We start from the raw sequence: 13,920 nt of genomic DNA on the forward strand, positions 1-13,920 counted from the left end.
AAACTCAGTAAAATCAGCGTTAACACCGCATAGCGCTATTTAAACCGCACTTTTTGTAATAAAATAACAACCAAAATTACTAAATAGAGATGAGCTCATGTCAACAACTGGTCGTATTCATTCTTTTGAATCTTGCGGAACCGTAGACGGACCTGGTATTCGCTTTATAGTCTTCCTGCAAGGTTGCCTAATGCGTTGTAAGTACTGTCATAACCGCGATACTTGGGACACACACGATGGAAAAGAAGTGACCGTTGAAGAGATCATCAGTGAAGCGAAAACTTATCGCCACTTCATGAACGCTTCTGGTGGTGGTGTTACATGTTCAGGTGGAGAAGCAATGCTTCAACCTGAGTTTGTACGCGATTTTTTCCGCGCAGCGAAAGCTGAAGGTATTCACACTTGCTTGGATACAAACGGATATATCCGAAAACACACCGATGTGATTGATGAAGTCCTTGAAGCTACCGACTTAGTTATGTTGGATTTAAAGCACATGAAAGATGAGATCCACCAAGATTTTATCGGTGTATCCAACCGTCGAGTCCTTGATTTTGCTCGGTACTTACATAGCGTAGGACAAACCACATGGATTCGTTATGTAGTTGTTCCAGGCTATACCGACGATGAAGAAGCCGCACATATGCTGGGTGAGTTCATTAAAGATATGGACAACATCGAGAAAGTTGAACTCCTTCCGTACCACAAATTGGGTGCACATAAGTGGGAAGCTCTGGGAATCGAGTATCCATTAGATGGTGTAAACCCACCACCAAAAGAAACAATGGACAACATCGTATCAATTCTTGAGCAGTATCACTCAAACGTAAAATACTGATTTCCCATTTGCTTTAATTCATAAAAAATACCAACCTGAAGGTTGGTATTTTTTATGGTTGTTATCATGTTTCTCAAAGAGCTCTTTGCATTACTACTTTTATTGATTGCTGCCTTTCCAGCCGCTCACGATGTAAAGCGTCATTTGTTACCAAAACTACAGAAAGATCGCTCATTTCAGCACATTACCTACGCCATTATCTTTGCACTTTTTTTGTTGTGGTCAGCACAAGCTGGTATAAAAGACAACTTGTCGATTCACTTTCTTGGCCTCACAACCCTTTCCCTAATGTATGGCTGGAAGATTGCTTATTTGCTTTCCGGTATAGTCTCTCTTCTGTTAGCCACATTTGGTGAACTCGACTTCTTCCAATTCCCCGAATATCTCTTGCTTTCTGGCTTGGTTCCAATCGCGATCAGCTACATCATTTTTAACCTAACCTACAAATACTTACCTCGAAATATCTTCGTTTTTATCTTTATTGCGGGTTTCTTCAATGGCGCAGTGACAGGCAGTTTACATCTGGTGATAAATTCGCTGTACCACGTTGTTAATGATACGCATGATTGGGCAACAATCGTGGACAACTACCTTATTTTCACTCCCCTTCTTGCCTTTCCTGAAGGCCTACTCAATGGAATGGCAACGGCTATGTTGTGCGTGTTTAAACCTGAATGGCTAAGAGTCTTTTCTGATAAAGATTATATTTACAATCATTACCATAAAAAATAGCGCTGCAAGCGTCGATTCTTTGTACTTTTCTTATTAAATATGTGTTGAGATCATGTTTCACTCATCGTGTAAGCGTTAACCTAATCCCATTAAAGAAATATTAATTTGTTATTAGTGAGGCCAACATGGAAATGACCAATGCTCAGCGTCTGATCCTTTCAAACCAGTACTACCTGATGTCACAAATGGATCCAGAAAATGCGCAAAAATACCAACGTTTACAAACCATTGTAGAACGTGGGTATGAGCTGCAAATGCAAGAACTGAACAAAGACTTTGGTTGTCTTGTAGAGCAAGAATGTCGTGAAATCATCGATATCATGGAAATGTATCATGCGATGCAAGAGTCCAATAAAATGCTTTCCGAGAATGAGCAACAAGAAGTTGATCAGCGCCGTTTACAATTCCTTGGGTTCGATATCGCAACAGAAGCTCAACATGTTAACTACGTGCGCTTCTTAACAGAATCAGAAGGTCTATATCCTCAATTTTCCAAAGAAGAGCACCATTTCAATAGCCAAATGCCAATGCTTGAAAAATATCGCCGCATGTTGAGCACATGGCGTAGTTGTCCACGCCAATATCACTTATGTCCGACAGAGCTAAAACAAATATTTAACGCTTAAAAACACTAAAAGAGCTGCAATCGCAGCTCTTTTTCCGACAGCGTCCAATTCCTTTCGTTAAAAAACACTTCCCCCCTTCTCGATTAAAATCACACCATTTATACCCGCAACAACAGATATTCAGCTTAAAAATACGCAAGATAAAAACAACTAGGCAAGCATCACATTTTGCAAATAAACACATATTTTTTAAGCAAAATTCCAAAAACAAACTAGGCTTAAGTAGTAAGGAAATTGGAATTCAATGCGAGTTGTTTGTCGAACAGACAGGTTCAGAGGGGAATTCATTATGAGTATTTTCGACCACTTCCAAGCACGCTATGAAGCGGCCAAGGACGAAGAATTGTCGCTTCAGGAGTTTCTAGCTCTCTGTAAAGATGACAAAAGCGCTTATGCCAATGCAGCCGAACGTTTATTAATGGCAATTGGCGAACCTGAAATTATAGACACGGCTCAAGACCCGCGACTCAGCCGCATTTTCTCAAATCGGGTCATATCGCGATACGAAACGTTCAAAGATTTCTATGGTATGGAAGACGCTATTGAACAAATCGTTTCTTATCTAAAACACGCGGCGCAAGGGCTAGAAGAAAGAAAACAGATTCTTTACTTGTTAGGCCCAGTTGGCGGCGGTAAATCGTCGATTGCAGAAAAGCTTAAAGCACTGATGCAACTCATTCCTATCTACGTCCTATCTGCAAATGGCGAACGCAGCCCGGTGAATGATCACCCATTTAGCTTATTCGACGTAACAGAAGATGGTGATTTACTGAAACAGGAATACGGTATCGAGAAACGATACTTGCGAACCATCATGTCACCTTGGGCAGCGAAACGCCTTCACGAATTTGGCGGTGATATCTCCAAATTTAAAGTAGTCAAAGTTCGCCCTTCAATTCTAGACCAGCTAGCGGTAGCTAAAACAGAGCCTGGTGATGAGAATAACCAAGACATTTCATCACTCGTGGGTAAAGTCGATATTCGTATGCTGGAGCACTATTCACAAGATGATCCGGATGCATACAGTTACTCAGGTGCGTTATGTCGTGCAAACCAAGGGTTGATGGAATTTGTAGAGATGTTCAAAGCCCCTATTAAGGTTTTGCATCCACTCTTAACCGCTACTCAAGAAGGTAACTATAACGGCACAGAAGGCCTATCTGCCCTTCCTTTTGAAGGTATGATTTTGGCTCACTCTAATGAATCAGAGTGGCAAACCTTCCGTAACAACAAAAACAATGAGGCGTTTTTAGATAGGGTCTACATAGTTAAAGTTCCTTATTGTCTGCGTGTCTCTGAAGAAGTGAAGATTTATCAGAAATTGCTCGATCATTCGGAGCTTTCGAAAGCACCATGCTCACCTAGTACGTTAGATCTTCTAGCTCAGTTCAGTATTCTTTCACGACTAAAAGACCCTGAAAATTCTTCGGTTTTCTCGAAAATGCGTGTTTACGATGGGGAAACGTTAAAAGATACCGATCCAAAGGCTAAAAGCTATCAAGAATACCGTGATTATGCGGGTGTCGATGAAGGCATGTCTGGCCTCTCAACCCGTTTTGCCTTCAAGATCCTGTCGCGCGTATTTAACTTCGACCAAGCAGAAGTAGCCGCTAACCCTGTTCATCTATTCTATGTCATTGAACAACAAGTCGAACGAGAGCAGTTCCCTCAAGAAACAGCTGAAAAATACCTTGAGTTCTTAAAAGGCTACTTAGTGCCTCGCTATGTCGAGTTTATCGGGAAAGAGATTCAAACTGCGTATTTAGAGTCATACTCTGAATACGGACAAAATATCTTCGACCGTTATGTCACCTATGCCGATTTCTGGATTCAAGATCAGGAATATCGTGATCCTGAGACCGGTCAACTATTTGACCGAGCGGCATTAAATAACGAATTAGAAAAAATCGAAAAAACTGCTGGCATCAGCAACCCTAAAGATTTCCGTAACGAGATCGTTAACTTCGTCCTTCGTGCTAAAGCCAACAATAATGGACAAAACCCTGTTTGGACTAGCTATGAGAAGCTGCGTACCGTTATCGAGAAGAAAATGTTCTCTAACACCGAGGAGCTATTACCGGTCATCTCTTTCAACACCAAAACCTCTTCTGAGGATCAGAAGAAGCACGACGACTTCGTCGCTCGTATGATGGAGAAAGGTTATACCGAAAAACAAGTCAGATTACTTTCTGAATGGTACTTACGCGTACGTAAGTCTTCATAAGTCAACCTGACTCAAGTCCATAGCTAAGTAGTCGGCTACCTATTGGTAGCCGGCAAAAGCGGTGTGATTGTATAAGGGGTAACGAATGGCGCAATTTATCGATAGACGATTAAACGGCAAGAATAAAAGTGCTGTGAACAGGCAGCGCTTTCTACGCCGTCATAAAGAGCAGATCAAGGAGTCGGTCGCTGACGCCGTCAATCGCCGTTCTATTACGAACACAGAAACGGGCGAAGACGTTTCTATTCCTCATAAAGACATCAAAGAACCCGTATTTCACCAAGGTAAAGGTGGAGTAAAAGAGCGCGTCCATCCAGGCAATGACCAGTTTGTTACCGGAGACAAAATTGAGCGCCCTAAAGGGGGCGGCCAAGGCGGTGGGTCTGGTGAAGGTGATGCGAGTCAAGATGGAGAAGGCCAAGACGATTTTGTGTTTCAAATATCTAAAGATGAATACTTGGATCTCCTCTTTGAAGAACTTGAATTACCTAACCTTGAAAAGAATCAAATCAACAAAATCACTGAATGGAAAACACATAGAGCGGGTTACCAAACTGCTGGGGTACCGGCCAATATTGCGATAGTCAAATCACTCCAACAGTCGTTAGCCAGAAGAACCGCAATGACTGCGGGTAAAAAACGAATGCTCCATGAACTCGAAGATGAATTAGAACGAATTCAAAACCAAGAGCCAGCTCAGGCAATGGAAGAAAAGCGTCTGAGGGAAGAGATCCAAGCATTAAGGAAGAAGATCGACTCTGTCCCTTTTATTGATACTTTCGACCTTCGATTCAAAAATTATGAACGTCGCCCAATTCCTTCTAGCCAAGCCGTAATGTTTTGTTTAATGGATGTTTCAGGTTCGATGGATCAAGCAACAAAAGACATAGCTAAACGATTTTATGTTTTGCTCTACCTATTTTTGACTCGAACTTATGAGAACGTTGAAGTCGTCTTTATTCGCCATCATACACAAGCTAAAGAAGTCGACGAGCATGAGTTCTTTTACTCACAAGAAACAGGGGGCACCATTGTTTCCAGTGCATTAAAGCTGATGAACGAAATTGTCGAAGATCGCTACCCTATTGGTGAGTGGAATATCTACGCCGCGCAAGCTTCAGATGGTGATAACTGGGCAGATGACTCTCCACGCTGTCGCGAATTACTGACCAAGAAGATTCTGCCAAACTGTCAATATTATTCTTATATCGAAATAACCCGTCGCTCTCATCAAACCCTTTGGCACGAGTATGAGAAGCTAGAAGAAGCATTCCCGAATTTTGCTATGAAGAACATTCGCAGTGTCGATGATATCTTCCCGGTATTCAGGGAGCTGTTTAAAAAGGAAACTGCAGCGTAGGGAGATGACTATGGCTACGACGACAAAAAAAACAACAAAGAAAAAGAGCAAGATGTTGTCAGATGGGCCGGATTGGACCTTTGATCTGTTAGAGCAATACCATCAAGAGATCAAACGAGTCGCCGATCATTACCGGCTTGATGCTTATCCAAATCAAATTGAAGTCATTACATCTGAACAAATGATGGATGCTTATTCCAGTATCGGTATGCCAATAAACTATAACCATTGGTCTTTTGGCAAGAAGTTCATTCAAACAGAACAAGGTTATAAGCATGGCCAAATGGGCTTAGCGTATGAGATTGTGATCAACTCAGACCCATGTATTGCCTACCTAATGGAAGAAAACACCGTCACCATGCAGGCTCTGGTTATGGCGCATGCCTGTTATGGGCATAACTCTTTCTTTAAAGGAAATTACCTGTTTCAAACGTGGACGGATGCCAGTTCTATTATTGATTACCTACTCTTTGCCAAAAACTATATTGCCAAATGCGAAGAGAAATATGGTCAAAAAGAAGTCGAGGAGTTACTCGATTCCTGCCACGCTCTTATGAATTTTGGTGTGGATCGCTACAAGCGCCCTGAAAAGATTTCAATCGCAGAAGAGAAAGCCAGACAAGAAGAACGTGAAGCGTACTTACAGTCTCAAGTTAACGAGCTTTGGCGAACAGTACCGAAATCTAAAACCAAAGAAGAAGACATTAAAATTCGCTTCCCGAGTGAACCGCAAGAAAATATCTTGTACTTTATCGAGAAGCACGCTCCGTTGTTAGAATCATGGCAACGAGAGATCGTTCGGATTGTTCGAAAGATCAGCCAGTACTTTTACCCGCAAAAGCAAACACAGGTAATGAATGAAGGTTGGGCTACCTTTTGGCACTATACCATACTTAATCACCTCTACGATGAAGGGATTGTTTCAGAGCGATTTATCCTTGAGTTCCTTCATAGCCATACGAGTGTCGTTGCTCAACCGCCTTATAACAGTCCTTACTACAGTGGCATAAACCCTTATGCTCTTGGCTTTGCGATGTTCAGAGATATACGGCGGATTTGTGAAGAGCCGACTGATGAAGATAAAGAGTGGTTCCCAGATTTAGCGGGCACCGATTGGCTTGATGCAGTTCATTTTGCAATGCGTAATTTTAAAGATGAAAGCTTTATTAGCCAATATCTGTCCCCCAAACTAATGCGTGACTTCAAACTGTTTTCTGTCGTAGATGATGATAGGAAAAATTACCTTGAGGTCAGTGCCATCCATAATGACGTCGGTTATCGTGCAATCAGAGAAAAAATAGCCGCACAATATAACCTTAGTAACCTCGAGCCCAACATTCAGGTCTTCAATGTTGATGTCCGGGGAGATCGATCTTTAACCCTTCAATATGTTCCCCATGACCGAATTCCATTGGACGAAAGTTATGACGAGGTACTGAAGCACATGTATCGTTTGTGGGGGTTTGACGTCATCCTCGAAGAAGTGAAAGACACTGGACGACGTGAAATACTTGGTACTTGCCCGAAACGGGGCGATTATGACACTAACATATAAGAAAAAGGAGAGCAGAGCTCTCCTTTTCCAATTAACCTGCAATGATTTTTCTCACCGCTTCCAGATCTTCTGGTGTATCAACACCAGCTGCTGGTGCTTCTTTGGCTACAGCTACATGAATTTTCTCGCCATACCACAGCACACGGAGTTGTTCCAAACACTCAATACGCTCAAGTGCCGACGGTGCCCAATTAATGTATGTATTGATGAAACCAGCTCGGTAAGCATAAATACCAATATGACGCATTAATGGTGTTTCAATCTGTTTCTGTTCGGTAGCAAAACCGTCTCTGTCCCATGGAATCGTCGCACGACTAAAATACAGCGCATAACCTTCATTATCAGTAACCACTTTAACGGCATTTGGATTAAAGACTTCAGATTCATCTTCAATTTCTACTGCTAGTGTTGCCATCGGGGCTACGCTGTTTGCTAAATTCTCCGCGACTTGACGAATGATCAATGGTGGGATCAGTGGTTCATCCCCTTGGACATTCACAATAATGTGGTCATCTGCGATATTTTTTAGCTTCACAACTTCTGCTAAACGTTCAGTACCTGACTCATGATCAGGAGAAGTCATACAGACCTCTCCACCAAAAGCAAGTACAGCTTCTTTAACACGTTTATCATCTGTTGCCACAATGACATGCTCAGCACCGGCTTGTAACGCTTGTTCGTAAACCCATTGCACCATTGGCTTACCAGCAATATCCGCCAGAGGTTTGCCCGGAAGGCGCGTAGATTGGTATCGCGCTGGAATGACAACCGTAAAGGCCATTAGCGTCCCTCTTCCATACTCATTTGACGCGCTTCAGGCTCAAGAAGTACAGGAATTCCTTCTTTAATTGGATAAGCCAGTCTGTCGAATTTACAAATCAGCTCTTGTTTATCTTTATCAAAAGTCAGTTTGCCTTTACACACAGGGCAAGCCACGATTTCAAGCAGACGGTGATCCATATTGTTCCTTTACCTCTTTAATTCTGTTCAGAATACGTTCTTCATCAGATTCACTAAACGTAGCAGTCACTGGTAAGTACCACCAGTTGTCTCGCGCAAACGGCGCACATTTTACTGCATCTTTTTCTGTCATCATTAAATGTTGCCCTTTTTGAGCCATTTCATTCAAATCAGACGGGTTAAATTCTTGATGGTCTGCAAACCCTTTTGTTGCAACCAAATCTGCACCCAACTGTTTCAACGTATTGAAAAACCTTGGTGGGTGACCAATACCAGCAATTGCAACCATTCCTTCCAATTGCCTGACAGGTGCAAGTTCTCGAGTTTTTAAATTGGTAGCTAAGCTTGGCGTAAGCACCATTGCTGCTTCCCCTTCATGCGCGGTTCCACCGTTAGCAATGATGAAGTCTACTTCTTGAAGTCTGGCAACAGACTCTCTTAGTGGACCAAGCGGAATTAGGTTTTCATTACCAAAACGTCTTTGACCATCCACAACAACCAGCTCTATATCACGCTGCAACGCATAATGCTGCAAACCATCATCGGTAATTATAATATCGACACCCGTTGGTAGCAGCGCCTGAACGGCATCAGAGCGAACAGGGGAGACAGCCACAGGTGCACCTGTGCGCTTATGAATCAAATAAGGTTCATCACCACAATGTTGAGTTGGTGTACTTTCTTGCACAACCAGCGGATAACTCGGGGCTTTGCCCCCATAACCACGAGAGACAACGCCAGGCTTAAATCCCATTAACTGCAGTTTTTCCACCAGCCAAATCACAACGGGTGTTTTACCATTGCCTCCGGCTGTAATATTACCGACGACAATAACTGGAACAGGTGCACGATAACTCTGCTTTTTACCATCAGCATAATCACTGCGTCGTTTTCGGCTAACCAATCCAAAAAGCTGACTCAATGGCCACAACAGTGGCCAAAGCAAGTATTTAAGTGGATGGTTCTGGAACCAGATTTTTTCAATCACGCTTACTCACCAAACTGAATTCGATGAAGCTGGGCATAGGCGCCATTTTGCTTGATGAGTTCATTGTGAGGACCACGTTCAATGATCTCACCATCATCAACCACAAGGATTTCATCGGCTTCCTCAATCGTAGAAAGTCGGTGTGCAATCACAAGGACGGTTTTGTCTTTTTGTAGCTCATCTAGCGCAGCTTGAATCGCTTTTTCAGATTCTGTATCCAGAGCAGAGGTCGCTTCATCCAAAATCAAAACCGGCGCGTCACGTAAAAGAGCACGCGCAATAGCAATACGCTGGCGTTGACCACCGGACAAGCTGGTGCCATTTTCACCAATGACAGTATCTAGACCTTCATCCATGTTATCAACAAAGTCCATGGCATGGGCAAGACGTGCTGCGTGCTCGATTTGCTCACGTGTGTATTTTTCTGTCGCAGCATAAGCAATGTTGTTGGCGATCGTGTCGTTAAACAAATGCACATTTTGAGATACGAGCGCAAAATGGCTACGTAAGTTAGGCAAGGTATAATCGCGAATATCGTGTCCATCCAACTTTATCACGCCGGAATCCACGTCATAGAAGCGAGTAAAGAGGTTAGCAATGGTGCTTTTCCCTGAACCTGAACGGCCCACTAATGCCAAGGTTTTGCCCTCAGGGATGGTGAAGCTGACATTGGATAATGCTGGTTTCTCTTTCCCTTCATAGGTAAACGTCACGTCTTCTACCGAAATATCACCACGCACTTTCTGTGCAGTGTACTTGCCATTATCGACTTCCGTTTCTAAGTCCATTAATGCAAATAAGGTTTGGCTTGCAGCCATACCACGTTGAAACTCTGACGTTACATTGGTCAGCGCCTTAAGTGGGCGCATCAAACCAAACATGGCAGAGAACACTACCGTAAATGTACCCGGTGTTAATTCACTACGAATTGAGTCAACACTTGCTAAAAACAAAACAGCAACTAAAGCAATAGAGGCAATAACCTGAATGACAGGGTTTGCAATCGCCTGCGCCGCAACAAGCTTCATGGTTTGTTGACGCATTTGGTTACTAACCGCATCAAAGCGCTCACGCTCTACTTCTTGACCACCATAACTCAGTACAACTTTGTGCCCTTTTAGCATCTGCTCTGCTGAGGCAGTTACATTGCCCATCGCTTCTTGCATGTTTTTCGAGATCTTACGAAAACGTTTTGAAACAACACCAATTCCCCACGCAACAAGTGGTGCGACAACAAACAAAACTAATGAAAGCTGCCAGCTATTCCAAAACATAAGTACGAGTAGACCAATAATACTCGCCCCTTCACGTACAATGCTTACCAGCGCACGACTGGTGGCTCCAGCAACTTGCTCTGAATCGTAGGTAATGCGAGAAAGTAGACCGCCTGTAGATTCTTTGTCGAAATAAGACACGGGCATGTGCATGAACTGGCTAAATATTCGACGACGCATTTGCATCACAACGTTGCCAGAAACCCAACTCAAACAGTAGCTAGAAGCAAAGCCACTTAAGCCACGCACGATCATCATGCCAAAAATAATTAAAGGAAGAGTGCGAAGGAAATTTGATTCAGCGTTACCAAAACCTTCATCAAGAAGTGGTTTTAGTAGAGAAACCATATAGGTATCAGCAATCGCATTAACGATAAGCGCGACAACCGCAACAGCCAAGCCTGCTTTGTATAAACGAATGTAAGTCCACAAACGCTTAAAGGTCTGCATGGTTGTTTCGTCGTTATTCAGAGACATAGAAATGTTTTATTCTTCTTACAATATTGCGGCTATTCTACTTGGTTACGCAGCATCTGCCTATACCAAGTCTGCCCTCGTCTTTGTCTTATTCCCTCAACACGCCATTTATTTTCGTAAAAATACACAGAGACCTGTCCGGACTCACCAGTGTCCATCCATTGGGTACCATTATCTTGGTAACGCCGGACGACATCAGAGTGCGGTAACTTCCAGCGTCCTCCTTTTGCTAAGGACGCAATCGCTAAATCAGCATCGACCAGCTCAACAAAACGCGGAGTCGATGAGGTTTTACTGCCATGATGTGGAACAATGACGATATCGCTCGGTAACACCTCTGGTTGGCGCAGTAGCAACCATTCGGCAATTTGGTCAATGTCTCCCGTCAGCAGCACTGACTGAGAAGAGCGTTGATGGGTTACTCGGACAACGCATGAATGTGGATTATAGGGCCGAGAAACTTGCTTTGGTGGCCAAATAGCAACAAACGTTAACTCTCCCCACGTCCAATTTATCCCTTGTGAGCAAGGCTCTTGCCCTGCTCCATTTTGGCTACTCCGAACCCATGTCGGTTGCCAGTGTTTAATTAGGTATGGTGCACCTCCCGAATGGTCATTATCACCATGGCTTAAGATCATCCCTTCCAGTTGCGTGATCCCCCGTGTCGTTAATATTGGCGCAATCACATTTTCTGCCATACTCCCAAGCTCCCATGAGGCGCCCGTATCGTAGATAACAGCTTGCTCATCCTGTTCAATAACGATGGCTAAACCATGACCGACATCAACTACATCCATTTGCCATAAATAGTTTTTATCTTGTTTGAAATTGAGCAATACGATCCCAATAGCAATCAATAGCCGCGCATACCGAGACAACAATGGAAACATCATCAGATACAGTGCAAATGCAATAACCAGCCAACGCTGTTCACCTGAAATTGACCACCACGAAAGATCCGCAAACTCAATGGCAAATAACATGGGCTTTAACAGCCCATCAAGTAGCTCCCATACCAGCCAAACGCCAGGCAAAGACAATAAAGTCCAACTTAGGCCAAGGAACGCGATGGGAACAACCAGAAATGAGAACCAAGGGACAAATATGAGGTTAAACAATGCCCCAGAAACACTGACTCCTTGGAAAAAAACAACCAGAATGGGTGCCATGAGAACCGTTAGAAAACACTGCGCTTTAATGAACTGCCAACATCGATTTTCCGTCGTTGACGTTTGCATTAAAAAGTAAAAGATCACTCCGACCGCTAACATCGATAACCAAAAGCTTGCTGCTACCGAAGAAAATGGATCAAACAGCAATAGGATCGCAAGACACAACAACCATTTAAGCGTGAAGGGAATGCGCCAGTTTAATTGCGCCATTATCACGTACATCGCGCACATCAGTAAGGCGCGAACCGTGGGTATCGAAAAGCCAGCAAGCCATGCATAAGCGAAAGCAAATAGTAATCCACTCAACACTGGCAGAGGCGTGAACACCGAATGAAAACGAATTAGTTGAAAACCAATCAGCCACCCTAAACCAAAAGCAATGCCAATATGTAAACCTGAAATCGCAATTAAATGGCTTAACCCACTGGCTTTAAATGCCTCCCATACGCTTCGGCTGATATCACTGCGCTCAGCAAAAGTCAGCGCCTTAATAACGCCTTCACTGGGAAGGTGGGCGATTTCACGCTCAACTTTAGAATACAACCACTGCCGCCAATGAAGTTGTTGTTCAACAATCAAGCTGTCTTGTCGTTTCACATTGCCTTGCGCCACCACACTACGCGATAAGGAGAAAGTCTCATTATCGAAACCCACCTCATTCATGCGACCATATATGTGCTTTATTTTTATTGAAGCTGAGATCTGCTCCCCTAAAGAGAGGGGAATTGGCGACACCAAACGAATTTTAGGTCGTTCGAAAATGCTTAATTCTTCGCCTTCAATTGATCTAACCACGACAATCCCTACAAAGCCGTGACTTATTTGCTTAAAAAAGCTGTCAACCTTTGCAGTTATGGTAATATCCTGACCGGCTTGGAAAAGCACATTTGTCTGATGTTGCAAGGCATTGCCTTTGAAAAGGACAACCAAAAATGCAATACCCAAACCTAAAAACCACCTGAATGGTTTAATCCAGATGCTGGTGATTAGGAAAAGCACACAGGGAACTGACCAGTACCAATTTGGCATCACACGCCAATATGGAGCGGTTATGATTAATAGAGATATTGACGATAGCGTCCAGTAATTAAAAAAGAGAGTCATATTCCCCTATGCCAAGAAAGTTCATCAAACGATTTATGCCTGATCACGAGATGATTAAGCGTCAAAAGGCATTAAAGGTTTTTGGCAATGTCCTATATAACCCAAACTTATGGTGCCTTAACCGCCGCTCTGCAGCTGGTGCATTTGCCGTTGGGCTCTTTATGGCGTTCGTCCCCCTACCGAGCCAGATGATCATGTCGGCAGGTCTTGCCATCTTATGCGGTGTTAATCTTCCTTTATCTGTTGCTTTGGTATGGGTGAGCAATCCCATCACCATGCCTGTATTGTTTTATTTCGCTTATAAAGTGGGGGCTTGGGTAATGCATGTCCCACCTCAGCATTTCCACTTTGAGCTTTCTTGGGACTTCATACTCAATCAAATGACCACCATTGGCCCTCCATTCTTGCTGGGTTGCCTAATATGTGGTGTCGTTTCAGCCATCGCAGGTTACTTTGGTATCAAAGGCTTGTGGCGATACTCCGTGGTGCGTAGCTGGCAGCAACGCCAATCACGTTAGTCGATCATCAGAAAGTCGAGAATAATGAGACACTCTTTTTCTAAACTGTGTCGCGATGAGTAAGAAATTCGGTGAAAACTAAGTATGAAAAA

General features: G+C 43.4%; 12 protein-coding genes. 7 read left to right on the forward strand and 5 right to left on the reverse strand.

Annotation, left to right across the window (positions count from 1 at the left end; all coding sequences use genetic code 11):
• Positions 1-97: 97 nt before the first annotated feature.
• The 6 genes from pflA (at position 98) to ACQEXS_RS11495 (ending at position 7,335) form a co-directional block, all read left to right on the forward strand.
• Positions 98-838, forward strand: a complete 741-nt coding sequence (gene pflA / locus ACQEXS_RS11470; protein WP_367986771.1) for a pyruvate formate lyase 1-activating protein — start codon at positions 98-100, stop codon at positions 836-838.
• A gap of 66 nt (positions 839-904) precedes the next feature.
• The gene (locus ACQEXS_RS11475; RefSeq protein WP_427013919.1) at positions 905-1,570 is read left to right on the forward strand and encodes an energy-coupling factor ABC transporter permease; all 666 of its coding nucleotides are present in this window, start codon (positions 905-907) and stop codon (positions 1,568-1,570) included.
• Between the two features lie 125 nt (positions 1,571-1,695).
• A complete protein-coding gene (locus ACQEXS_RS11480; RefSeq protein WP_367986773.1) occupies positions 1,696-2,196 on the forward strand; it encodes a YfbU family protein in 501 nt (166 codons plus the stop codon).
• Between the two features lie 289 nt (positions 2,197-2,485).
• Entirely contained in the window at positions 2,486-4,420 is a 1,935-nt protein-coding gene (locus ACQEXS_RS11485) for a PrkA family serine protein kinase (protein WP_367986774.1), read from the forward strand.
• Positions 4,421-4,505: 85 nt separating this feature from the next.
• Complete coding sequence (locus ACQEXS_RS11490; protein ID WP_427013920.1) at positions 4,506-5,780, forward strand: YeaH/YhbH family protein; 1,275 nt, start codon at positions 4,506-4,508, stop codon at positions 5,778-5,780.
• A gap of 4 nt (positions 5,781-5,784) precedes the next feature.
• Entirely contained in the window at positions 5,785-7,335 is a 1,551-nt protein-coding gene (locus tag ACQEXS_RS11495) for a SpoVR family protein (protein ID WP_367986776.1), read from the forward strand.
• 31 nt (positions 7,336-7,366) lie between these two features.
• Here ACQEXS_RS11495 and kdsB read toward each other — a convergent pair whose 3' ends face one another.
• The 5 genes from kdsB to ACQEXS_RS11520 are packed head-to-tail and all read right to left on the reverse strand — an operon-like array spanning position 7,367 to position 13,001.
• Positions 7,367-8,116: a 3-deoxy-manno-octulosonate cytidylyltransferase gene (gene kdsB / locus ACQEXS_RS11500; protein WP_427013921.1), complete on the reverse strand. Its 750-nt coding sequence runs from the start codon at positions 8,114-8,116 to the stop codon at positions 7,367-7,369.
• Positions 8,116-8,295: a Trm112 family protein gene (locus ACQEXS_RS11505; RefSeq protein ID WP_367986778.1), complete on the reverse strand. Its 180-nt coding sequence runs from the start codon at positions 8,293-8,295 to the stop codon at positions 8,116-8,118. Before ACQEXS_RS11505 ends, kdsB begins: the two co-directional genes overlap by 1 nt.
• Positions 8,276-9,283 carry a tetraacyldisaccharide 4'-kinase gene (gene lpxK, locus ACQEXS_RS11510; protein WP_427013922.1) on the reverse strand — a complete coding sequence of 336 codons (1,008 nt, stop codon included), beginning with the start codon at positions 9,281-9,283 and terminating at the stop codon, positions 8,276-8,278. Before lpxK ends, ACQEXS_RS11505 begins: the two co-directional genes overlap by 20 nt.
• Before the next feature lie 2 nt (positions 9,284-9,285).
• Positions 9,286-11,034: a lipid A ABC transporter ATP-binding protein/permease MsbA gene (gene msbA, locus ACQEXS_RS11515; RefSeq protein WP_427013923.1), complete on the reverse strand. Its 1,749-nt coding sequence runs from the start codon at positions 11,032-11,034 to the stop codon at positions 9,286-9,288.
• 32 nt (positions 11,035-11,066) lie between these two features.
• Positions 11,067-13,001, reverse strand: coding sequence for a DNA internalization-related competence protein ComEC/Rec2 (locus tag ACQEXS_RS11520; protein WP_427013924.1), 1,935 nt, complete (start codon positions 12,999-13,001; stop codon positions 11,067-11,069).
• Positions 13,002-13,318: 317 nt separating this feature from the next.
• Between ACQEXS_RS11520 and ACQEXS_RS11525 the strand changes: the two genes are divergently transcribed.
• The gene (locus tag ACQEXS_RS11525; RefSeq protein WP_367986782.1) at positions 13,319-13,828 is read left to right on the forward strand and encodes a DUF2062 domain-containing protein; all 510 of its coding nucleotides are present in this window, start codon (positions 13,319-13,321) and stop codon (positions 13,826-13,828) included.
• Positions 13,829-13,920: the final 92 nt, after the last annotated feature.

This window comes from Vibrio sp. TRT 17S01 (genome assembly GCF_050113695.1).
In the GTDB taxonomy this organism is placed as follows: domain Bacteria; phylum Pseudomonadota; class Gammaproteobacteria; order Enterobacterales; family Vibrionaceae; genus Vibrio.